We start from the raw sequence: 21,681 nt of genomic DNA, 5'->3' as shown, positions 1-21,681 counted from the left end.
GAGGATATGATAAAACAATGTTAAGATCTATGGTAACAGCTTCAAACACGATGTATGAGCTGCAAAAACAGATTGATAATATCAGTCACAATCTTGCCAATGTCGACACGACGGGGTATAAGTCTAAACATTCAAGTTTCTCTGAGCTTGTCAGACAAGAGATGAAACAAGTGGATGAAAAAAACAATGAAGTAGCCCAAAGCAGAAAAACGCCACCGGGGCTTCGTCTTGGTGTCGGAGCTGTTTTAACCGAACGGCTGACACATGCTCAAGGAAATCTGAAAGAGACAAAACGTGATCTAGATCTTGCACTGACTTCACCATATCAATATTTTCAGGTTGATGTCGGTGGTGAAGTTCAATATACACGCGATGGTTCATTTTATTTGACACCTGGGCAGGGCAATCAAGTTCAACTCGTTACTCAAGATGGACATGCAGTACTAGATCAAAATGGGAATGCGATCCGTTTTGATCAACGTTTTAGTCGTTTTAAAGTTGATGCTGGAGGAAACATCACAGTAGCATCTAGCAATCAAGGTGAAGCGCCATTAAAATTTACTTTAGGTATTGTGAAGGCAGTAAAACCGCAAGCGCTTAAAGCTACAGGAAGCAATCTTTTCTCTGTTCAGGATGAGTTACGACCGACAGCGCTTATTAATTTAGTCGGTGCTAATCGTCAAGATATTTCGATGAAACAGGGTTTTCTTGAAGGATCAAATGTAGATGTGACAAAAGAAATGACCGATCTTATCGCTACACAGAGATCTTATCAAATGAACTCCCGTGCAATCACAATGGGTGATCAAATGATGGGATTGATCAATTCAGTGCGCTAGGAAGAAAACGGCTTTAGCCTCATAAAAGGCTAAGGCCGTTTTAGCGTCTCGAGAATGGGTCGTGATTGAAAAAGATTCGGTTTCATAATATACTTCCAGTTGTACAGATAGGACTTGATACGTCATTCTATACATATCTTTCAGTAAAGGAGATGTAAGCATGCTTGATACACAGCAAATTAAAGACATTATTCCCCATCGTTATCCGTTTTTGCTAGTTGATCGGGTGACAGAAGTAGAGGAAGGGAAACGGGCTGTAGGCTATAAAAATGTGACGGCAAATGAAGAGTTTTTTAACGGACACTTTCCAGATTACCCGGTTATGCCAGGCGTATTAATCGTTGAAGCACTTGCACAAGTAGGAGCCGTGGCTCTCTTAATGAAAGACGAAAACCGCGGAAGACTTGCTTTTTTTGCAGGAATTGATTCCTGCCGTTTCAAAAAACAAGTGAAACCTGGTGACCGATTGGATCTTGAACTAGAAGTAACTCGTTTCCGAGGTGCAATCGGCAAAGGAAAAGGGACTGCAAAGGTTGATGGAGAGATTGTATGTGAAGCAGAGCTGATGTTTTCACTTGGAGAAAAACAGGCATAATAAATAACAGATGGGTTTATGATGAACCCATTTGTTTTTTTATCTTGAAAAAAGGAGACTTTTAGCGTGTGGAAAGAATTTAAAAACTTTGCGATTAAAGGAAATGTTATCGATCTTGCAATAGGGGTGATTATTGGAGGAGCGTTTGGAAAAATTGTCACCTCACTGGTTAACGATATGATCATGCCCCTTTTTGGTCTTTTGCTTGGAGGACTGGATTTTTCAGCGCTTTCTTTCACGCTTGGCAATGCGGAAATGAAGTACGGATTGTTTATTCAATCAATTGTGAATTTCTTTATTATTTCATTTTCTATTTTCATTTTTATCCGATATATAACAAAGATAAAGAAAAAAGATGTTCAGGAAGAAAAAGCTGTTCCAACACCTGAGGAAGAGCTACTGAAGGAAATTCGCGATCTTTTAAAGGAGCAGACAAGGCATTCTAAGGTGTAGGCTGTCATCGTTTAGACAGCCTGGACTAAATATGTTGTTTGAATGCTTCAAGGAGTTTATCACCTGTAAATCCTTCTTTCATCAATCCTTCTAAAACTTTTTCAGAACCTTGTCTCAGTTTCGAGCTGATCATTTTACCGTCCAATAAAACAGATACGTGTTCACCAAGGATGGTGATGTTTTTTACTTTTGCCAAAAGCAAGGCTGGCAAGTTGCTTTTTTTAGTAATTGTTACATAAACCTTCACTTCACTGTCTTCTTGAAGAAGATATTCAAAGAAATAACGATATTTCTTTGAGACAAGTCCTTCTATCATCCAATGGTTTTCCCCGTCTTCTTTATTAATAATCAAGCCGTCAATCAAAGGAAACTCTTCAATCTGCTTGGCTGTTTCATCCTGGCGGACAACTTTCAAATCAACCAGCCTAAAGGTTTTCATAACTTTCACCTCACAAGCTTCCATAGTTGTATCACCATTATATCACGATATTAGTGAAACACTGGAACGAGAACATCCTATATTTTTCATAGAAACCTATTTTATAATATTTGAATTTTAATTATACTTATATCACCTAGGGGGTGACTTATGAACTACTTTCGTTTAAAAGAAATATATGTAAATAACAGTGGTATACATGTTAAACGCCGCCAGCCACTTATGTTTTGCTTTCTATCAGATAACTTTCAAAAATATGAAATCGATGTACGCCATGATGAAGGTATCTTATTTCGCTATGAAACAGACGATAGAATGGAAATCTATGAATTTCAATTAACTTTGAAAGAAAAAAAACTTACATTTCGATTACTTGCTTGGGACGGTGGCTCATATGTCCGGATATACTCCAGTCAGTGGTTAACATCCCCTGTTTTTTCACAATTTCTAAAAAATACATATTTGTCAAATAAAAAAGGATTGATGTTCATGATTTATCGCAATAAAAACGGAAATTGGAAAGAATAACACTTTTTTTAAGGAGCATTTCTTGTTTATTTATATTTTTCAGACTGGCTTTTCTTTTGTAGACTGTGGATATCGAAGATGAAGGGAGGGACCTGATGTTTAATCAGATCATGCTGGTTGGCCGCTTGACTAGAGACCCAGAGCTTCGGTATACATCAGATGGTGTTCCAGTTGCAAATATTACTTTAGCTGTCAGCAGACATTTCAAAAATGCTGCCGGTGAAGTTGAAACAGACTTTGTCAATTGCACACTTTGGCGGAAAACGGCTGAGAAAACAACGGATTATTGCAGGAAAGGAACCATCATTGGACTCAATGGAAGAATTCAAACGAGAAATTATGTGAATTCAGAAGGGAAACGGATCTTTATAACAGAAGTCGTTGCTCAATCAGTTCGTTTCTTAGGTGGAAAACCGCGTGAACCTGCTGAAGTTTAAAGAATTTCCTCCACCTTCTCCCTCATAAATAAAATCAATGACCTCCTCAATTTCTCTCCATAACTGACCGGTCTATCTTGACTGGTTTTTTATTTTGACACAAAAAGTACAAATTTAAATTGACGAACATTTTTCATAGTTGTATAATGAAAGCGGATACACAACATATGATCAATACCTGCACAAATGTGCAAAACAGAGGTGTTTTTATGGAGACAGATGATAAACGGTTATTAATTAAAATTTGCAAAATGTATTACGAAGAGGATATGACACAAAGTCAAATTGCCAAAACAACGGGAATATACCGAACAACTGTCGGACGCATGTTGAAAAAGGCACGGGAAGAAGGGATTGTCAAAATTACAATTGATGATCATGTCGGAACATATTACGATATGGAACGGGAACTAGAACAGCTCTTAGGACTCAAAGAAGTATACATATGTGAGACCAATTCTCAGCAAACTGCTGCAGAAAAGAAAAAAAGTGTTGGTAAAGGTGGAGCGGCGATTTTAAAGCGAGTCATAAAAGACGGCGATACGGTCGGTTTTGCCTGGGGAACAACGATGGCAGGAATGATCGGAGAATTCCATGGTGCAAAAAAACGAAATGCTTCTTTTGTTCCGCTTGTCGGAGGACCTGGCACAATGGATACGAAATATCATGTGAACAGTATTGTTTATAGTATTGCCGGAGATTTTGGTGGAACTCCATACTTTATTGATGCAGCAGCAGTTGTTGAGAAAAAAGAAACAAAAGATGAGATTGTGAAATCCCATTACTTTCAAAAGATTCAGGCTCTTTGGGATAGACTGACAGTAGCAGCAGTTGGAATTGGAGCACCTTTTAGCTCATCCAATATGATTTGGACAGGCTTTTATGGAGATAAGGATAGGGAAAGTTTAAAAGAACAACATGCGGTTGGAGATATTTGCTCTCGTTTTTTCGATCATTCTGGAAAATTACTAGATACAGAGATTAATAATCGGACGATTGCAATAGACATCAATCGTTTAAAGAATTTGGAATACTCTATTGGACTAGCTGAATCCAGTGAAAAAGTACCGTCGATTATTGGAGCAGCAAAAGGTCAATATATCAATATTTTGGTAACGACGGCTGAAACTGCTCAAGACATCATTGAGGAGGTAAAAAAAACATGATAATTTATTTGATCCTAGCACTCGGGTTAGCTTGGCTTTTTCAAAGTATTTTTGGATTTTGGCAAATCAGACACTTTAATCAAAAATTTGCGGAATACAGACGTTTAGGAAGGGTTGCAATTGGCAGAAGAACCGGACTATTCAGAGCAGGGACTGTCGTTATGTTTGTCATTGATCAGCGAAACAAAATTATTCAAGCATCTAAAATGCAAGGAGTGACCGTTTTTTCAAGGGTAAAGCCGTTAAAAGGGTTTGAAGGGAAATATTTATTAAAAATCGGCCAGGATGATCTTGCTCGGCATGACCGTCTGACAAGAATAGCGATTGAAGATGCACTAAAAACATTCAATATTGTCACTAAGGGAGGTGATGTCCCACAAAAGAAAACATGGCTTCAAAAAATACTTAAGTCATACTAAAAAAAGAGGTGAAGTATGAAAAACATCACATGGTTTGCAGAAAAGTTTATGGATTTGTTCAGACATGGCGGAGAAGTCTTTGTCAACATGATCACGGATATCGTTCCGCTATTAATCATGCTTCTTGTTGCGATGAATGCAGTTATCCGGTTAATTGGAGAAAACCGCATTGAAGCCCTTGCGAAAAAATCGGGGAAAAATCCCTTGACAAGGTATTTGGTCTTGCCTGTCCTCGGCACGTTTATGCTCGCGAACCCGATGACACTGTCATTAGGAAAATTTCTGCCTGAAAAATATAAACCAAGCTATTATGCTGCAGCCTCTTATTCCTGCCATACGCACAATGGGCTGTTCCCCCATGTCAATCCTGGTGAGCTTTTTGTTTTTCTAGGAATTGCTGCAGGTATTACGACTTTAGGACATGAAACAACCGAACTTGCCCTCCGTTACTTTTTGGTCGGTATTGTGACCAACTTTTTAAGAGGATGGGTAACAGATTTCACCACAGCATATGTGGCAAAACAACAAGGCATTGCATTGAAGGATTCCATACATCTTAAATAGGAGGGCGGTTTATAGATGAGTTCCTATCGTTCAGTCATGATTTCAAAAGGCCCAGGTGGATTTGGGGGACCGCTTCTTATCACTCCTAATGATAAGAAAAATAAAATTGTCTATATTACCGGCGGGAATAAGCCGGAATTTGCAGATGATTTGGCAGAACTGACAGGCTGTACACTTGTTGACGGCTTTAAAAAGGCAGTACCAGAAGAAGAAATAGCTGCTGTGATCATTGATTGCGGTGGGACACTGCGCTGTGGCCTTTATCCGCAAAAACGAATTCCGACCATCAATATCATGGCAACGGGTAAAAGCGGGCCGCTTGCTGCACATATTACTGAAGATATTTATGTATCCGCTGTAAAAAAAGAGAATATCAAACTGTATGAGGCTGAAGAACAGCCTGAACAGTCTAATATTCTAACAGAAAATCACAATGAAAATAAACAAACCTATTATAGCACAGAGAAAAAGATTAGTGAACAAAAAATACCAAAAGGAGTTATGGCAAGAGTCGGTATGGCAATGGGATCGGTTGTCAGTGTCTTTTATCAGGCCGGAAGAGATGCAATTGAAACCGTTATCAAAACGATTTTGCCATTTATGGCCTTTGTTTCATTATTAATCGGTGTAATTATAGAGTCGGGAATTGGTGATATCTTTGCAAAGTTTCTGTCTCCTTTTGCAGGTTCTCTCCCGGGTTTACTATTGATTTCACTTATCTGTTCTTTTCCATTGCTGTCACCATTTCTTGGACCAGGAGCTGTTATTGCCCAAGTTGTCGGATCATTGATCGGTGTCGAAATTGGAAAAGGAAATATTCCGCCAAGTTTGGCGTTGCCCGCGTTGTTTGCCATTAATTCACAAGCTGCTGCCGATTTTATACCGGTAGGTCTCGGTCTTGCCGAAGCGGAAGTCGAAACGGTTGAAGTTGGTGTACCATCTGTGTTGTATTCACGATTTTTAACCGGAGCGCCGACAGTTTTTATTGCTTGGCTGGCAAGCTTTGGTCTATATGAAAGCTGAGTATTTTTAGGGGAGGAAAAAATCATGGCCATGTTATTTCAAACAAAAATAAATAAGATCGGAGCATTTGCTTCCGCTTTTACAGAGGAAAAAATGCTCATCTTATTCGGTGATGGGGCGCCGGAAGAATTAAAAGATTACTGTTTATCAATTGATGTCCAACCTGTTGAAGATCGTTTCAAGGAAGGCGATGAACTTTTAGTTGACGGGAAATCGTACAAAGTAACTGCTGTTGGAGATGCTGTGACAAACAACTTGGAACGTCTTGGACACATTACACTAAAGTTTGATGGCTCACAATTCGCTGAACTTCCGGGAACGTTATATCTTGAAGAGAAAGAACTACCTGAAGTTTTTGTTGGGGACCGTATTCAAATTAAAAGATGATGTAGGAGTGGATTCGATATGGAAAGCTATGAAGGTAAAACAGCACTAATATGTGGAGGCGGCCAAAGTCTCGGAGAAGCGCTCTGTTATCGAATGGCAGAAGCAGGATATGATCTCGCGATTGCAGATATAAACGGTGAAAATGCTAAAAAAACAGCCGCTCAAATAGCTGAAAAATATGGAAGAAAAACCTTAGCACTGATAACTGATTTTACAAAAGAAGAAGATGTCAAGGACATGATTATGCAAACCGTTACCAAGTTTAAGACAATTGATGTCATGGTCTATAACGCAGGAATCGCAAAAAGCAATAAAGTGATCGACTTTCAACTGCAAGACTGGGAACAGACAATTGATGTTAATCTGACCGGGTACTTTCTTTGTGCAAAGGAAACTGCAAAAGTCATGATCGAACAAGGTGGTGGTTCAATTATTCAAATAAACTCAAAATCAGGAAAAGTCGGTAGCAAGCATAATACAGCCTATTCAGCTTCAAAGTTTGGCGGTGTCGGCTTGACCCAAAGTCTTGCACTTGATCTTGCCGAACATAATATTCGTGTCAACAGTATTATGCCAGGAAATCTATTAAAATCACCAATGTTTCAAAGCTTAATTCCGCAATATGCAAAAAAACTCGGTATCCCAGAAAGCGAAGTGGAACGTGTTTATACAGAAAAAGTTCCACTAGGACGTGGATGTACGTACGATGATATTGCAAATGCAATCTTATTTTACGCTTCTGATCAAGCATCTTATATGACGGGGCAATCAATTAATGTAACCGGGGGACAGGTCATGCATTAAAATCATATATGAGTGAATAGCCTGAGTTCAGCTGGAGTACATCATCCAGCTTTCAGGCTTTTTTGCTTAAAAAAACTTATAAATACTTGCTATTTTAGTTACATAAACTTATAATTACTTATAGAAAAGCGAGTTTACTTAAATGTAAAGGAAATGATGACTTGTATCAAGAGGAAAGGTTAATTGCCATTATCGACTATTTAAAGGAACATAAACGGATTTCTGTTGAGCAAATCTGTTCTTTATGCCAAGTTTCCAGAGATACCGCACGGCGTGATCTCGTCCGGCTTCAAGATCAGGGAGCAATTATTCGGACGAGAGGAGGAGCTATTCTACCTTCCATACATGATGAGATTAAGGATTACTCTCATAGACTAAGCATGGTTTCTGAAGAGAAAAACAAGATTGGAAAAGCCGCGGCCACTTTAATTAGGCAAGGTGACCGCCTCATTTTAGATGCATCTACAACAGTTCAAGCTTGTGCCGAGCATTTTCCTGATGTGAAGTGCACAGTGATTACAAATTCAATTCATCAGGCAGATGTTCTCTCAGCCAAAGAAGGAGTTGATATACATCTTCTTGGTGGCAAGCTTCAAAAAGAGCACCGTTTTTTATATGGAGCTTCTGTGATTGAAAAATTATCATGTTATCAAGTAGATAAAGCGTTAATCGGTGTTGTGGGGATATCTGAACAAGGTTTGACTATTGCACATGAGGAGGATGGGCTAGTCAAACGGAAAATCATTGCCCAAGCAAAACAAGTGATTGCGCTTGCTGATCACTCAAAATTGGGACGGACTAATTTTTACCGGTATGCCGAATTAAGTGATATTGATCTGCTAATAACAGATCGGCTACCTGAAGAAAAGTTTCGCAGACTCCTTGATCAACACGGGGTCGAAATACTTGTCGCGGAACAAGAATGCTAAAGGAGGAAACAACTCATGAGAATGATAGCGACAGATTTGGATGGAACTTTATTAAATAGTGACAGTAAACTGACGAAAGAGAGCATTGCTGCGATTAAAGAAGCTCAAGAAAATGGAATAGAAGTAGTGATTGCCACTGGAAGGGCTTCATTTGATGTGCAGAAAATCTTTCAATCTGCCGGTATCAAAACATGGATCATTAGTGCGAATGGAGCCGTTATCCACGATCCTGAGGGATCACTTTATCACAATATTCCGCTCGAACGGGAAAAAGCAGCAGGAATACTTGAGTGGATTGAAAAAGAAGATTATTATTATGAGGTATTCAGTGATCAAGCAATCTTCACACCTCACAGTGGCAGAGAACTGATTGCAATCGAATTAGACCGATTAAGAAGTGCCAATCCAGATGTTGATCTTTCAAGGTTGGGGCATGCTGCCAAACAGCAATTCAGTCAACATGGATTTTCATTCATCCGCTCCTACCACGAATTGTTTCAACCAAACCGACACATCAATATATACAACATATTGGTCTTTTCTTTTCAGAAAGAAAAACTTGAAAAAGGCAAGCAACAATTTAAAGGGGCAGAAGATGTCACACTTGTCACCTCTTCTGAACACAATTTTGAATTGGAGCATCTTCAAGCTTCAAAAGGGTTGGCTCTTGAAAGGCTTTCTCAAAAACTCGGGATTCCACTCGAGGAAACGGCAACTGTCGGTGACAGCCTAAACGATTGTTCAATGCTGAAAATAGCAGGTAAAAGTTTTGCCATGGGTAATGCCTGCAAGGAGATTAAAGAGCTTGCCGATGATGTGACACTAACAAATGATGAAAATGGTGTGGCACATATGATACACCAGATCATCAAACAAAAGCAAACTGTAAACTTGGTTTAACTCGTGTTTCTCTTCATTTCGGCGTCATGTCTAGAAAAGACAGCGTAACGTTAGGGAGAGCACGATTTAAGCAGCGGACTTGATCCGCGGGCTGCCTGACAATGTCGGCAGCCTTTATTTATGCATATAGATCATTTTTCCTGTTACTTTTGGTTTATTGTATGTCATCATCTGATTTGCTACTATTTAACTATTATCATAAGGACTTTATTATCATTTTAAGAAAAAAGGTGAGAAATACTTTGGAAGATCAAATGAATATGAAGTATGAGAAAGCCATTGAGTTTGCCAAATTCGATCTGTTCAATCATGTAGGATTGACCCACTGTTAAATAAACTGCAAGAAAAGATGACGATTGAAGAAATGGCTAAAGTGACAGCGCATTTTTCTGGAGTAGATTTAGAACAGCTAATGAGTGATGCGTCAGATCAAGCAATTGAGCGCTCATTACAACAAGGCGAACTTGTCACCTGTTACCCAAACTGATGTGGTAAACAGTCTGAAAGGAAGAGCTTCTTCGACAAGGGCGTTTATCAAATGAACAGCACAAAAAGCTAAAACAGGTCGATATGATAGCAAAATTGCCGGTGATCCTTATTTTCCTAAATCAGAAGTGTACCCATTAGATGAACAGGGGGAACCAATGAAACTTCTGGCACAGATCAATTTCTCACAAGTGCCGCAACTTGATGGATTTCCTGACACGGGAATTCTGCAGTTTTATTTATCAGTCAGTGATGATGTGTATGGATTGAATTTTGATGATCCGTGTGAACAGACAGGCTTTTGTGTCAAGTATTTTGAAACACTTATTGAAAATGAAGATCAGCTTCTTGATGACTTTTCATTTGTCGAACTGGAAGATGAGTATCAATTTCCAATTACATGTGAAGCTTCACTGACAGCTGAGATCCAGTCTGAATTAGTTGGGGGTGCTGATTTTCAATTTGAACAATATACCGGAATGGGTGCTTGGCCATTTTTTGAACAATTCGGTGATGATGAAGAAACAGTAAGGGATGAGTATCATGAGATGTACGGTGGTTTCGCACATAAAATCGGTGGTTATGCATGTTTTACACAAGCAGATCCTCGGGATCATGACTTTTCTGAACATACGGTGCTCCTTTTACAAATTGATTCAGATGATGAGATCGGTTCAATGTGGGGAGATGTCGGGATTGCTAATTTTTTCATCAAACCGGCTGATTTAAAGAAAAAAGATTTTTCCAATGTGCTGTACAATTGGGATTGTTGCTAAAATGCTAAAACACCAACTGCCTTCTTGGCAGCCGGTGTTTTTTAACTCGACAACGTAAACAGTTCTTCAAGTTCTGCTGAAGACAGTTCAGTAATCCAGCTTTCACTTTGAATGATTTGATCATTTAATGTTTGTTTTGATTCGAGCATCTGATCGATTTTTTCCTCGATTGTACCTGTTGTAATCAACTTATGAACATGGACAAACCGTGTTTGACCGATTCGGTATGCGCGGTCTGTGGCCTGGTTTTCAACAGCTGGGTTCCACCACCTATCATAGTGAATGACATGGTTTGCGGCTGTCAAATTCAGACCGGTTCCACCAGCTTTTAAAGATAAGATTAAGATCGGAAATTCCTTGTTTTGAAATTGGTCGACCATTCTGTCTCGTTCTAGCTTGGATAAGGACCCATTTAAAAATTTAACTGGTTCATTGAAAGATTCTTCAAGCTGACGCTTGATCATCTCACCCATTCCGATATACTGAGTGAAGATTAGACAGCTTTCACGACTTTCACGAAGCGATTTCACCAATGCCACCAGTTTTTCAAGCTTGACTGACCGCTCTCCAAGGAGTTTTGTTTCATATTCCTTTAGATAGAGAGCCGGGTGGTCACAGATTTGTTTCAATTTGCCGAGCATGCTGAGAATCGAGGCTTTCCTTTCAATGCCTGTAAGGCTTGACATATAGTCAAACGTATCTTTTACAAGCTGTTCATAAAGAGAAGCCTGTTCTGCAGATAGTGGAATAAATTCCTTTTCCTCCAGTTTTTCTGGAAGGTTGAGGGCAACTTCTTGATCTTGTTTTGTCCGTCTTAATAAAAATGGTTGAATCAGCTGTTGCAACTGATGAATTCGCTTTTTATCATGATCTTTTTCAATTGGCAATACAAAGCGTTTCTGGAATCTACTCAGGCTTCCGAGATAACCTTTGTTAATAAAATCATAGATCGACCACAGCTCTGTCAAGCGGTTTTCCATTGGTGTTCCACTTAATGCAATGTGATGTTGTCCTTTCAGTTTTCTAATCGCTCGGGACTGTTTTGTATGAGCATTTTTAATATTTTGTGCTTCATCAAGACAAATACAGCTCCATGCCATCTGAAGAAAATCGTCAATATCTGATTGGGCAAGACCATATGATGTTAAAACAATGTCTGCATCTTGATAAAGTTGCTGAAATTCTTTGTCTTTAGGGCGCTTTGGTCCATAGTGGAGGACAACTGTTAAATGTGGAGCAAATGACTGAAGCTCACGCTGCCAGTTTCCAAGAACCGAAGTCGGCGCAATGATCAATGATGGTGCTTTCTGTTCCTGATCCTTTAAATAGGCAAAATAAGCGATCATTTGAATCGTTTTCCCAAGACCCATGTCATCAGCAAGGCAGGCGCCAAAACCGCACTTGCGAAGAAACAACAGCCAGTCTAAGCCTTCTTTCTGATAAGATCTAAGCTGTCCTTGGAAATGTTCGCTGACAGGATATGATGGGAGATCCTCGTGCTTGTTCAATTTTCTGATCATATTTCTCAACTGATATGACAATTCAAATTGAACGTCCTTGAACGCAGATGTATCGATCAGGTCGTCTTCTTCAGTTTGTCCGTTTTTGTCTGTCAGCTCTCGTGCTAATACGTCTGACATGTGCAGGCCTTCGGTTTCGGCACGTTCCATCAGTTTTTTCATTTGTTTAATGAAATTTGGATCGATTTTGATCCATTGGCCACGAATATGAACAAGCCGTCTTTTATTGGCAACCAGCTGCTGAAACTCTTCCTCAGATAATTCAATTCCATTTGTGGCAAACCGCCAGTTAAAGTCCATTAAAGCATTTATTCCCACAAAAGATTCACCATGCCGGGAAGATGACACTTTCGCTTTTAGCAATATATTGGTGTCTTTCACGATTTGCCACCAGGATGGAAGTAAAATTTCAGTACCCATATTGACAAATTTTTCACTAGCTTCAGATAAAAAGACCCAGGCTTCTTCTTCTGATAATAAAGTCGTACCTGAATCAAAAGTAAGCCATGGAACCATTTTCCGAAACCGTTCTTGTTCACGGCTAATTTTATCAGCGTATCTTCGCCAAGATCTTTTCAGTGTTTGCAAACCGTCGAAAAACTGGATTTCACCGCTTTTTCGATCACGCAAAAATAGTTCGATTTTCCAGTCATCACCATCATGGTCAGGTTCATTTAAACGGAGTCCAATAGAAAATGGCACAGAGGTTTCATTCCATCCGATCGTTTCGAGAAAGTCCTCTTCATCAAGAAAATAATCATGAAATGAACTGATTGTTGAGAAATGCTTCATCATCGTTTCCCATTTTGTTTTTAGATCATCATGGTAATTCATATAGTCATTAACGGTATGGGAAAACCATTCTGCTGTAAATCCTTCCAATAGTTCTTCTTGATCCTTCCACCGGAATACACCTTGAGTCCATGCATCATAATCGGGTAAAAAATCATCTTCAATGATAAATTCATAGATCGTGGAAGCTGTTTTCATCAAAGGTTCTGTTTCTGTCGTCAGCACGACTTCACTAAAAGAGTTGAACGAATTTTTACCGAGAAATTCGACTGCCATCCAAGGAGACAGAAGGACGGCCGATTTATCCAAACCTGCATCTTCAAGAAAAGTTCCGTAAAAGGAAGATTCATGCCATTGGAACAAATGCCTTTCCATCTGATCTTGTGAAAGATAATGTCTATTTTGGTCATAGCAAGACAAAGTAAACTTAAAATCGTCTGATTGTTCGACATGTATCACGATTTGGTTATGATTCATCAATCAACTTTCCTTTCCTAAGCTCCTCTTGAAATGCTCGCAGTCTCTTATGGCGGGTTGTTAGTTGCTTCATATACCGCTCCCAGACGTGTTGTTTTTTCATCTTTTTATAAAAGGTGCGCAGTTTTTTTAAATATTTAACGGCTTGTTTGTAAGCAGTGCGGTTTCGTTGCTCAATCAGCGCAGAAATTTCCCGGTGATAGGAAGGAATTAATGCTTCGGGTGCTGAAACGGCAATATCTTTAAGCGCTCTCTGCCCGATTTCGGCAATTGAAAAGCCGATAAGACTATGGAGCTCCATCCATTCGACAAACCGGTTTTTTCCATAGAGAAAACGGCTATATTCTGTAAAAGTATATGGTAGACAACGTTGACAATATCTTTCATACATATGGTCATCTTTTGTGTGATGACTATAATCCCCAAGCATAAGCAAAAGTTCACTCAATACTTCACGAATATCTTGGTAAGGTCTGTCCAGTTTACAAAAACGAATTGTCAAGCTTTCAAGAGATGCATACCATTTTTTTAGACGCTTCCAATCTTTTTTCATGGTCATCATATTAAGCCATTGAAAAGTATGTGGTAGCATGTCAGGAGATAAGTTGTCCATTTTTTCTAATATATGATCATCATTCTTTAAGAGAAACTCAAGATGATATCGGCCGAATTGTATGGTAGGCGACGGTTCTATTTCAGTCAAGATTTCAAGTTCTTTTTTCAGCCATTTTGGCCGGGCAAGCAGAGCGCTCCACATGATTTGAAATACTTTCAGTCTTTCATAATGAAAAGGATCATTTATGAATAGCAGCTTTCGAATCACGGCAGGAGTTTCTTCTAAAAATGGGTCAAGTGAAAATGATAGTGCATAGGTTATTAATTCATCAATTGAGCTTTGAATGGTATCCATGAGCTGTTCGATGTATGGATTCACACCAAAAAAATCTCGTTCAGGATGGATTCGACCATTTTTAAATAGCGCATCAATTGAAAACCATGTAGCAAGTGCTGCATGAATCTGATAGATCTTGTTTAGTTCTGGCTCTGATGGTGACCGCTTTTTTATACTTGTGTAGTACCCAAAATAAAGGTATTGTATGTTTTGCTGTTTTTCTGGTGTTCGCTCTTCCCAGCGCTCGAACTCAGTTTGGAAAAAACGAATCCAGTTTTCCAGCGTTTGAGAATCATGATTAAGTTTGAACTGAAGCTGATTGACCGACAAGTGCTGGTTGTGTTTCTTCCAATTCTCCGTAAATGTTCCCAATCGATCATATTGTGCATATAAATATAAGTAAACAGCAAGCACATGTCGGCAAGGTTGAATTGCAGGGCATGAACAGTTGCTTTTTATGACATCAGAAAGGTCGATATGAACTTTAACTGGAACGACATCTTGTACATAAGCAGTAGTGGAATAGTTGGTAAGCGGCTTGACACGATATACACAATCTTGTCGGTATAAGATAAGTGCTTTTTTCATCAGTTGAATGTTTTCTTCATTGCTTGGCAAAACATTCTTTAACTGTTCACCCGCTTCCATGACAACTGTCTTTGAAATCATTTCCTGAAGCATGTTTATCGCTCCTAACCGAATCACTTTTGAAAAGTTTTCAATCTCTTTATTATAGCTTAATTTACTCATTCAAAAAAGATTTTCTAAAGAAAGGACATAAAAAGGAATGGCTGTCGAATCATGTAATAGACTATGGCAAAATAAGATTTGACATCATATAATGAAAAATGTATCGGAAACGCTTTTAATTCATGGAAACTGAAAGGAAACGGATATGAATGAAAAGGAATTAAATCAAGAGGAATTTTTAAAAATTCTTATGCATGCTTATGACATTGGAGAAACGTCTAAAGACATTACAACACAGGAATTACTTGAAGATTTGATCTTTCAAATTAAAAATGGATATACAACGTAAAAAAGCTGCAAACAAGTTTGCGGCTTTTTTCGTATGCACTTACACTCGAATATCCCCGTTATTTGTCAATACAAATTTCTTACAAAAGAAGGATAAATGTGTATAATGAAGGTAACGTTATAATTAACTGAAAATTTAAACAAAAGGGGGATGTTAATGCAAGAACAAATTGGTGGCAAAGATGTGTTCCTCGTCTTGAAAAAACGATTCATTCTCATCATGTTGATGACCATCACAGCACTAACGGCAAGTACAGCCGTTAATTATTTATTACTCACACCGATCTATCAAGCATCTGTTCAAATCCTCATCAATGGACGGCAATCGACAAATATCAATCAACTCCAAACTAATCTTCAACTCATCAACACATATAAAGTAATGATCAAAAGTCCAGTTATTTTAAATAAAGTACAAGAAGAGCTTAATCTTCAAGAAACGGCAGAGGAACTGGAGAAAAAGGTCACAGTTGATAATGAAAAAGAATCACAGTTTATTAGCTTTTCTGTAAAAGACAAAGATTATGCCAAAGCGATGAACATCGCAAACACGATAGCTACTGTTTTCCAGAAGGATGTTAAAAAAATCATGAGCGGTAGCAATGAGATTCAAATTGTCGCAAAAGCATTGCCTCACCATTCACCAGAGCCAGTTAGCCCTCATAAAATATTCAATATTTCTATTTTTACAGCATTAGTTCTGTTAGCAAGTACAGGACTTGCTTTCTTGCTTGAATTATTTAAAAATACACTAAAAAGTGAAAAGGACATAGAAAATACTTTAAAACTTCCTGTTTTAGGTAGCGTCATATATACAAAACCTAAAAAAGGACAGGCAGTTCGTTCGAATCATAAGGCTAATGAAGATTGCATAGTTCACGAATAGAATCATTGTAACGTACAACTAATCATCAAATTCCCTTCCATCATGTACTTTCTCCCATCTCGAAGCTTTTTGAAGTAGGAATCTCCCCTCGTTCAGATTTGATGTTTTAGAAAAAGAATATGGTCATGATCTTTTGAGTATGTTTATAGAAAATGCCGGGCTTCTCTTAAAGAATCGAGCGGTCTATAAAGAACAGCCGCTTCCAGTCCAATGAGTACAGTTAGGTCTCTGTAGAATAAGGACTGATAAGTTGCTGTGCTATCCGGCATTTACTGAAGCAGAGGGGGAGCGGCATGAACATTTCGATTGTTGGCACTGGTTATGTGGGCCTTGTGACAGGTGTTTGCCTCTCAGAGGTCGGTCATCATGTCACATGTATTGATATTGATGAAAAAAAGATTGGCTTATTAAAAAAAGGTGTTTCACCTATTTATGAACCAGGCCTTGAAGAGATGGTGAAAACAAATCTTGCACGTGGAAGACTAATCTTTGAAACTAGTTTTGAAAAAGGGGTTTCTCAAGCGGAGATCATATTTATTGCAGTTGGGACACCACAAAAAGAAAATGGTCAGTCAGATCTTCGTTATATTGAGAGCGCAGCAGAACTGATCGGTCGACACCTGAAAAACAATTGTCTGATTGTCACCAAAAGCACTGTTCCTGTTGGTACGAGTGAGCGAATTTTTGGTATCATCAACCAACATGTATCATGTTCAGTCCAAATATCAAAAGCGTCCAACCCGGAATTTTTACGGGAGGGATCGGCAATTTATGATACGTTTCATGGTGACCGAATTGTTATCGGTACAGAAGATCAACAAACCGCAGCTATACTTGAACAAGTTTTTCAGCCCTTTGGCATTCCAGTATTTAAAACAGATATTAGAAGCGCTGAGATGATCAAATATGCATCAAATGCCTTTCTGGCAACAAAAATCAGTTTTATCAATGAAATCTCAAATATTTGTGAAAAAGTTGAGGCTGATATTGAGGCGGTCGCTTATGGGATGGGACAGGACAAAAGAATCGGCCAGCAGTTTCTCAAAGCAGGTATTGGATATGGGGGCTCTTGTTTTCCTAAAGATACAAATGCGCTCGTCCAAATCGCCGGCCATGTAGAGCACAATTTTGAGCTACTTAAATCAGTGATTAAAGTCAATCAAAAACAGCAAACGTTATTAGTTGAAAAAGCAGTCAAGCGGTTAGGTTGTTTGCGTAATAAAACAATTACATTATTGGGGCTATCGTTTAAACCAAACACTGATGATATGAGAGCATCTCCCTCGCTGGTGATCGCTGAAAAATTAACAATCCTTGGTGCAACCATTATCGGATTTGATCCGATTGCAACAAAAAATGCTAAACACTTTTTACCGAAATCCGTACAGTATAGGGATACCATTCAAGATGCAGTAAAAGGTGCTAACGCAGTCATGGTTTTAACAGATTGGGAAGAGATTAAAACCTTTCCGTTAACTTCATACAGAGATTTGATGGTTGAACCAATTATTTTTGATGGACGAAATTGTTACGAGTTGAGGGATGCTGAAAGGGCGGGTGTTGAGTATCATTCGGTAGGTAGGCGTGAGATTGTCCCAGTTCATACTTAATGTCGAAAAATTACCTCCAATTGTTGAATAACAATTGGGGGTCAATCAATGATTTCTACTCTGGAGACTGGACGGAAACATCTAAGAAATGTTTCAAAGCTGGATTTCGATTATCTTGTCTGTATGCGGCAACCCATTCTGCATAAATTGGAAAATCCTCAATTTCCTTGTAAACGACATCAATATTAAATAATTGATGGGTAGGAGTTGGTACTAAAGCAATTCCCATTCCGGCTGACACTAAGCCGATCACCATTTGGTATTCGGTAGCTTCCTGAGCAATATTAGGAATGAAACCGGCTTTTTTACAGGCAAGTTCGAAATCTGTGTATAAAGAAGGCCATGCTTCTTTGGCAATTGCGACCAGTCCTTCACCTTCAAGATCCCGGAGCTTGATCCGGGGTTTTTTTGTTAGTGGATGGTGTTTGGGAAGTACGAGTACACAATGACTTCTTTTTACTGTGTAAGTCTTCAGCTCACTGTACTTTAACGGAGGATGCAATACGCCAATATCAATATGACCATTCAACAGAGCTTTCGTTTGATCTGATGTTGAAAGTTCCCGTAAATCAATTTTCACATCAGGGTACTTTTTTCGATACTCCCTAATAATGGGAGGCATGATTTCATAAGTGGCAGAACCGACAAATCCAATGACAAGTTTGCCAAGTTCACCTCTGGCAGTACGCTGTGCCATGTCAACCGCTTGATCAATCTGAGACAGGCCTTCCTTGATCTGGTTTAAAAAAACACTGCCTGCAGATGTCAATTTGACGGTCCTCTTTGATCTTTTCAGTAAGGTTACGCCAATTTCACTTTCAAGTTGTTTGATCTGCTGGCTGAGCGGCGGCTGGGTCATTTTCAGCCGAAGAGCTGCTTTTCCAAAGTGCAACTCTTCGGCTACAACAATAAAGTAGCGAAGATGGCGCAGCTCCATAATCACTCATTCCTTTCTGAATGCGATTTCAGTCTTTTTACATATTAATAGTAAGACTAATAAGTATTGGAAATGAATTTCCACAAGATGTATATTAATAATACAATAATTTTATTAAAAATTCATTGAAAAAGTTTGAAAACGAAGGAGTGAGTGTTTTGAATCATGTAGCCACTGAAAATGAAACCCGTGTTGTTAGAGGAGCGGAGCTTGTGGTAGATTGTCTCCTTCAACAAGATGTTAAACATGTTTTTGGTATTCCGGGAGCTAAAATTGATGCAGTGTTTGATGTGCTAAAAGACAAAGGACCTGAATTAATTGTTTGCCGTCATGAACAAAATGCAGCATTTATGGCAGCAGCAGTTGGACGATTGACTGGAAAACCTGGAGTTTGTTTGGTGACTTCAGGTCCGGGAGCTTCTAATTTAGCGACAGGCCTTGTAACAGCCAATACAGAGGGAGATCCGGTTGTCGCTTTTGCTGGTGCTGTTAAAAGAGCCGATCGTCTCAAGAAAACGCACCAATCAATGGATAATGCCGCATTATTTAAGCCGATTACGAAATATAGTGTTGAAGTAGAAGACCCACATAATATTCAAGAAGCTGTAACAAATGCATTCAGAGCAGCGGCTTCTGGACAGGCAGGCGCAGCTTTTATCAGCTTTCCACAGGATGTTATGACATCTTCTGTACCAGCCACACAGATTGGAACAATGTCAGTACCGAAGCTTGGTGCATCCCCAGCTGAACAAATTAGTGCGGCGATCGCCAAAATTCATAATGCTAATCTTCCCGTCGTTCTTGTTGGAATGAGAGGGGGAAGACCTGAAGCTGTAAAAGCGGTGCGCCGCTTGCTCAAAAAAGTGAAGCTTCCGTTTGTTGAAACATATCAGGCGGCAGGAACACTTTCTCATGATTTGGAAGATCAATATTTCGGACGAATCGGATTGTTCCGCAATCAGCCGGGGGACATTTTACTTGAAAAAGCAGATGTTGTACTAACAATTGGTTATGATCCAATTGAATATGATCCAGTGCTTTGGAATCAAAAAGGAACGCGCAGCATTATTCATTTGGATGAAATCCAAGCCGATATTGATCATAACTATCAACCTGAACTGGAATTGGTTGGTGATATCGCCATGACAGTTGCTCAAATTGAGCATGATTCACTGCCAATCCAAGTTTCCAAACCGCATATTCAACTGCTTGACCAATTGCAAGTAGCACTAGCTGAACATCAGGAGCCGCCTAAAGAGAAAAAAACAGATCGCGTTCATCCGTTACAAATCGTGAAAGATTTACGCCATCTCATAGGAGATGAAACAACAGTCACCTGTGACATCGGCTCCCATTCGATTTGGATGGCACGATATTTCCGGTCATACCGTCCGCTTGGAATATTATTCTCAAATGGTATGCAGACACTTGGTGTTGCTCTTCCTTGGGCCATTGCTGCAACACTTGTCAATCCTGGTCAAAAAGTTGTATCAGTCTCAGGTGATGGTGGATTTTTATTTTCAGCAATGGAGTTAGAGACCGCCGTAAGATTAAAAGCGCCGATTGTCCATCTCGTTTGGAACGACAGCACATATGATATGGTGGCATTTCAACAGAAAATGAAATATCACCGAACTTCCGGAATCGACTTTGGTGAGATTGATATTGTAAAATATGCTGAAAGCTTTGGAGCCAAAGGTCTGAGGGTACATTCACCTGAAGAGCTGAAAGAAGTGCTACAGAAAGGACTAGATTTAGAGGGACCTGTTGTCATTGATATTCCAGTTGATTACAGTGACAATATCCATTTGGCGAGCGAGCAATTTCCAAAAGCGTTTGCCGAACAATTCAATAAAGAAACCTCTAAGCAATCTTGATCACAGCCATGCCCATTCATAATAAAAAACATCAAGGGAGTGTAAAGGGGAAAATGAAAATGATGAGTAAACAAACACAGACTCAATTAGGTTGTCAAAATATTGATCAGGTTTATCAAGTCTCAACAATGATTTCTTTACTAGATGGTATCTATGATGGAGATTTTTATATGTCAGAAATAAAAGCGCACGGCGATTTTGGGATTGGAACATTTAATCAACTTGATGGGGAATTGATCGGTTTTGATGATCAGTTTTATCGTCTCCGTTCTGATGGAAAAGCCTATCCAGTTAAAGAGACCGATTGCTCACCTTTTTGTTCACTGACTTTCTTTCGTCCAGATGCTTTGCACGAGATCAACAAGCCGATGACTCGTGAGCAGTTTGAACAAGAGATGCAACATTTGATGCCGAGTAAAAATTTATTTTATGCCATTCGTATTGATGGTGTCTTTAAAAAAGTAAAAACAAGAACAGTTGAAGTGCAGGAAAAGCCATATAAGCCGATGGTCGAAGTGGTAAAAGACCAACCGATCTTTGATTTTGATCATATCAAAGGAACAGTCGTCGGTTTTTGGACGCCGCAATATGCAAATGGTATCGCAGTAGCCGGGTTTCATCTGCACTTTATTGATGAAAAACGCAGTAGCGGTGGTCATGTATTTGACTATGAAATTGAAAAAGGCACGTTACAAATCTCTCAAAAACTAAACATGAACTTAAAACTACCGGGGACAGCTGATTTCCTTCAAGCTGATTTAAGCAGTCATGATTTTGAAGCTGGAATTGAAGCAACAGAAGGAAATCCGGAATGAACCCATTCGTGACTATGTGAATTGTTTAACAAGCGACTGAGGGGACGGGAGTGAGCTTTTCTCCGGGGATTTTATAAATATAAAAGATGAAA

At 39.1% G+C, this 21,681-nt stretch carries 23 protein-coding genes and 1 pseudogene; 20 read left to right on the top strand and 4 right to left on the bottom strand.

The features are described from left to right. Window positions 1–17: 17 nt before the first annotated feature. The 3 genes from PDT38_RS09770 (at window position 18) to mscL (ending at window position 1,887) form a co-directional block, all read left to right on the top strand. Complete coding sequence (locus PDT38_RS09770) at window positions 18–839, top strand: flagellar hook-basal body protein (protein WP_270800925.1); 822 nt, start codon at window positions 18–20, stop codon at window positions 837–839. Window positions 840–999: 160 nt separating this feature from the next. Next, window positions 1,000–1,434: a 3-hydroxyacyl-ACP dehydratase FabZ gene (gene fabZ, locus PDT38_RS09765; protein WP_270800923.1), complete on the top strand. Its 435-nt coding sequence runs from the start codon at window positions 1,000–1,002 to the stop codon at window positions 1,432–1,434. 66 nt (window positions 1,435–1,500) lie between these two features. After that, window positions 1,501–1,887, top strand: a complete 387-nt coding sequence (gene mscL, locus PDT38_RS09760; RefSeq protein ID WP_270800922.1) for a large conductance mechanosensitive channel protein MscL — start codon at window positions 1,501–1,503, stop codon at window positions 1,885–1,887. Between the two features lie 25 nt (window positions 1,888–1,912). Here mscL and PDT38_RS09755 read toward each other — a convergent pair whose 3' ends face one another. Beyond that, entirely contained in the window at window positions 1,913–2,326 is a 414-nt protein-coding gene (locus PDT38_RS09755; RefSeq protein ID WP_270800921.1) for a YwpF-like family protein, read from the bottom strand. A gap of 150 nt (window positions 2,327–2,476) precedes the next feature. On the opposite strand from PDT38_RS09755, the gene PDT38_RS09750 reads away from it, so the two are divergent. The 12 genes and pseudogenes from PDT38_RS09750 to PDT38_RS09695 all read left to right on the top strand — a co-directional run. Further along, window positions 2,477–2,854 carry a hypothetical protein gene (locus PDT38_RS09750; protein WP_270800919.1) on the top strand — a complete coding sequence of 126 codons (378 nt, stop codon included), beginning with the start codon at window positions 2,477–2,479 and terminating at the stop codon, window positions 2,852–2,854. A 95-nt stretch (window positions 2,855–2,949) separates the two neighbouring features. Further along, a complete protein-coding gene (gene ssb / locus PDT38_RS09745) occupies window positions 2,950–3,291 on the top strand; it encodes a single-stranded DNA-binding protein (protein ID WP_270800917.1) in 342 nt (113 codons plus the stop codon). A gap of 209 nt (window positions 3,292–3,500) precedes the next feature. Next, on the top strand, window positions 3,501–4,457 hold the full coding sequence (locus PDT38_RS09740; RefSeq protein ID WP_270800915.1) for a sugar-binding transcriptional regulator: 957 nt from the start codon (window positions 3,501–3,503) through the stop codon (window positions 4,455–4,457). Beyond that, complete coding sequence (locus PDT38_RS09735) at window positions 4,454–4,876, top strand: transcriptional regulator GutM (RefSeq protein WP_270800914.1); 423 nt, start codon at window positions 4,454–4,456, stop codon at window positions 4,874–4,876. The genes PDT38_RS09740 and PDT38_RS09735 overlap by 4 nt, the downstream gene beginning before the upstream one ends. A gap of 15 nt (window positions 4,877–4,891) precedes the next feature. Beyond that, the gene (gene srlA / locus PDT38_RS09730) at window positions 4,892–5,440 is read left to right on the top strand and encodes a PTS glucitol/sorbitol transporter subunit IIC (protein ID WP_270800913.1); all 549 of its coding nucleotides are present in this window, start codon (window positions 4,892–4,894) and stop codon (window positions 5,438–5,440) included. Window positions 5,441–5,455: 15 nt separating this feature from the next. Continuing rightward, complete coding sequence (gene srlE, locus PDT38_RS09725; RefSeq protein ID WP_270800912.1) at window positions 5,456–6,463, top strand: PTS glucitol/sorbitol transporter subunit IIB; 1,008 nt, start codon at window positions 5,456–5,458, stop codon at window positions 6,461–6,463. A gap of 24 nt (window positions 6,464–6,487) precedes the next feature. Next, on the top strand, window positions 6,488–6,850 hold the full coding sequence (locus PDT38_RS09720) for a PTS glucitol/sorbitol transporter subunit IIA (RefSeq protein ID WP_270800911.1): 363 nt from the start codon (window positions 6,488–6,490) through the stop codon (window positions 6,848–6,850). Window positions 6,851–6,868: 18 nt separating this feature from the next. Next, window positions 6,869–7,654, top strand: coding sequence for a sorbitol-6-phosphate dehydrogenase (srlD, locus tag PDT38_RS09715; protein ID WP_270800910.1), 786 nt, complete (start codon window positions 6,869–6,871; stop codon window positions 7,652–7,654). A gap of 161 nt (window positions 7,655–7,815) precedes the next feature. Next, complete coding sequence (locus PDT38_RS09710; protein WP_270800908.1) at window positions 7,816–8,583, top strand: DeoR/GlpR family DNA-binding transcription regulator; 768 nt, start codon at window positions 7,816–7,818, stop codon at window positions 8,581–8,583. Between the two features lie 15 nt (window positions 8,584–8,598). Further along, window positions 8,599–9,483, top strand: a complete 885-nt coding sequence (locus PDT38_RS09705) for a Cof-type HAD-IIB family hydrolase (protein WP_270800906.1) — start codon at window positions 8,599–8,601, stop codon at window positions 9,481–9,483. Between the two features lie 349 nt (window positions 9,484–9,832). Continuing rightward, window positions 9,833–9,970 carry a hypothetical protein gene (locus PDT38_RS09700; protein WP_270801772.1) on the top strand — a complete coding sequence of 46 codons (138 nt, stop codon included), beginning with the start codon at window positions 9,833–9,835 and terminating at the stop codon, window positions 9,968–9,970. A 61-nt stretch (window positions 9,971–10,031) separates the two neighbouring features. Then, window positions 10,032–10,745, top strand: a pseudogene (locus tag PDT38_RS09695) (YwqG family protein); the annotation flags it as partial. 41 nt (window positions 10,746–10,786) lie between these two features. On the opposite strand, the gene PDT38_RS09690 reads toward PDT38_RS09695, so the two are convergent. Together PDT38_RS09690 and PDT38_RS09685 are read right to left on the bottom strand one after the other, a co-directional pair. Then, on the bottom strand, window positions 10,787–13,534 hold the full coding sequence (locus PDT38_RS09690; protein ID WP_394356251.1) for a DEAD/DEAH box helicase: 2,748 nt from the start codon (window positions 13,532–13,534) through the stop codon (window positions 10,787–10,789). After that, a complete protein-coding gene (locus PDT38_RS09685) occupies window positions 13,524–15,107 on the bottom strand; it encodes an SWIM zinc finger family protein (protein WP_270800902.1) in 1,584 nt (527 codons plus the stop codon). The genes PDT38_RS09690 and PDT38_RS09685 overlap by 11 nt, the downstream gene beginning before the upstream one ends. A 214-nt stretch (window positions 15,108–15,321) precedes the next feature. On the opposite strand from PDT38_RS09685, the gene PDT38_RS09680 reads away from it, so the two are divergent. The 3 genes from PDT38_RS09680 (at window position 15,322) to PDT38_RS09670 (ending at window position 17,960) form a co-directional block, all read left to right on the top strand. Then, window positions 15,322–15,465, top strand: a complete 144-nt coding sequence (locus PDT38_RS09680; RefSeq protein ID WP_270800900.1) for a hypothetical protein — start codon at window positions 15,322–15,324, stop codon at window positions 15,463–15,465. A 156-nt stretch (window positions 15,466–15,621) separates the two neighbouring features. Continuing rightward, on the top strand, window positions 15,622–16,350 hold the full coding sequence (locus PDT38_RS09675) for a YveK family protein (RefSeq protein WP_270800899.1): 729 nt from the start codon (window positions 15,622–15,624) through the stop codon (window positions 16,348–16,350). 293 nt (window positions 16,351–16,643) lie between these two features. Next, on the top strand, window positions 16,644–17,960 hold the full coding sequence (locus PDT38_RS09670) for a UDP-glucose dehydrogenase family protein (protein WP_270800898.1): 1,317 nt from the start codon (window positions 16,644–16,646) through the stop codon (window positions 17,958–17,960). Window positions 17,961–18,015: 55 nt separating this feature from the next. Here the strand turns inward: PDT38_RS09670 and alsR are convergent, their stop codons facing one another. Next, on the bottom strand, window positions 18,016–18,897 hold the full coding sequence (alsR, locus tag PDT38_RS09665) for an acetoin biosynthesis transcriptional regulator AlsR (RefSeq protein WP_270800897.1): 882 nt from the start codon (window positions 18,895–18,897) through the stop codon (window positions 18,016–18,018). Between the two features lie 158 nt (window positions 18,898–19,055). Here alsR and alsS point away from each other — a divergent pair, with 158 nt between their 5' ends. After that, entirely contained in the window at window positions 19,056–20,774 is a 1,719-nt protein-coding gene (alsS, locus tag PDT38_RS09660; protein WP_270800896.1) for an acetolactate synthase AlsS, read from the top strand. A 53-nt stretch (window positions 20,775–20,827) separates the two neighbouring features. Beyond that, window positions 20,828–21,589 carry an acetolactate decarboxylase gene (gene budA, locus PDT38_RS09655; RefSeq protein ID WP_394356250.1) on the top strand — a complete coding sequence of 254 codons (762 nt, stop codon included), beginning with the start codon at window positions 20,828–20,830 and terminating at the stop codon, window positions 21,587–21,589. Window positions 21,590–21,681 lie beyond the last annotated feature (92 nt).

It is taken from the genome of Bacillus changyiensis (assembly GCF_027706145.1).
Classification (GTDB): Bacteria; Bacillota; Bacilli; order Bacillales; family Bacillaceae; genus Bacillus; species Bacillus changyiensis.
Note: the sequence above shows the minus strand (reverse complement) of the source record. Positions and strands in the feature narration are given on the sequence as shown.

What these genes read in the sequence shown, in the direction of transcription:
- PDT38_RS09770 (WP_270800925.1), top strand. Translation starts at nt 18, where the DNA reads ATGTTAAGATCTATGGTAACAGCTTCAAACACGATGTATGAGCTGCAA.
- fabZ (WP_270800923.1), top strand. Translation starts at nt 1,000, where the DNA reads ATGCTTGATACACAGCAAATTAAAGACATTATTCCCCATCGTTATCCG.
- PDT38_RS09755 (WP_270800921.1), bottom strand. Translation starts at nt 2,326, where the DNA reads ATGAAAACCTTTAGGCTGGTTGATTTGAAAGTTGTCCGCCAGGATGAA.
- PDT38_RS09750 (WP_270800919.1), top strand. Translation starts at nt 2,477, where the DNA reads ATGAACTACTTTCGTTTAAAAGAAATATATGTAAATAACAGTGGTATA.
- ssb (WP_270800917.1), top strand. Translation starts at nt 2,950, where the DNA reads ATGTTTAATCAGATCATGCTGGTTGGCCGCTTGACTAGAGACCCAGAG.
- PDT38_RS09740 (WP_270800915.1), top strand. Translation starts at nt 3,501, where the DNA reads ATGGAGACAGATGATAAACGGTTATTAATTAAAATTTGCAAAATGTAT.
- PDT38_RS09735 (WP_270800914.1), top strand. Translation starts at nt 4,454, where the DNA reads ATGATAATTTATTTGATCCTAGCACTCGGGTTAGCTTGGCTTTTTCAA.
- srlA (WP_270800913.1), top strand. Translation starts at nt 4,892, where the DNA reads ATGAAAAACATCACATGGTTTGCAGAAAAGTTTATGGATTTGTTCAGA.
- srlE (WP_270800912.1), top strand. Translation starts at nt 5,456, where the DNA reads ATGAGTTCCTATCGTTCAGTCATGATTTCAAAAGGCCCAGGTGGATTT.
- PDT38_RS09720 (WP_270800911.1), top strand. Translation starts at nt 6,488, where the DNA reads ATGGCCATGTTATTTCAAACAAAAATAAATAAGATCGGAGCATTTGCT.
- srlD (WP_270800910.1), top strand. Translation starts at nt 6,869, where the DNA reads ATGGAAAGCTATGAAGGTAAAACAGCACTAATATGTGGAGGCGGCCAA.
- PDT38_RS09705 (WP_270800906.1), top strand. Translation starts at nt 8,599, where the DNA reads ATGAGAATGATAGCGACAGATTTGGATGGAACTTTATTAAATAGTGAC.
- PDT38_RS09700 (WP_270801772.1), top strand. Translation starts at nt 9,833, where the DNA reads ATGACGATTGAAGAAATGGCTAAAGTGACAGCGCATTTTTCTGGAGTA.
- PDT38_RS09690 (WP_394356251.1), bottom strand. Translation starts at nt 13,534, where the DNA reads ATGAATCATAACCAAATCGTGATACATGTCGAACAATCAGACGATTTT.
- PDT38_RS09685 (WP_270800902.1), bottom strand. Translation starts at nt 15,107, where the DNA reads ATGCTTCAGGAAATGATTTCAAAGACAGTTGTCATGGAAGCGGGTGAA.
- PDT38_RS09680 (WP_270800900.1), top strand. Translation starts at nt 15,322, where the DNA reads ATGAATGAAAAGGAATTAAATCAAGAGGAATTTTTAAAAATTCTTATG.
- PDT38_RS09675 (WP_270800899.1), top strand. Translation starts at nt 15,622, where the DNA reads ATGCAAGAACAAATTGGTGGCAAAGATGTGTTCCTCGTCTTGAAAAAA.
- PDT38_RS09670 (WP_270800898.1), top strand. Translation starts at nt 16,644, where the DNA reads ATGAACATTTCGATTGTTGGCACTGGTTATGTGGGCCTTGTGACAGGT.
- alsR (WP_270800897.1), bottom strand. Translation starts at nt 18,897, where the DNA reads ATGGAGCTGCGCCATCTTCGCTACTTTATTGTTGTAGCCGAAGAGTTG.
- budA (WP_394356250.1), top strand. Translation starts at nt 20,828, where the DNA reads ATGAAAATGATGAGTAAACAAACACAGACTCAATTAGGTTGTCAAAAT.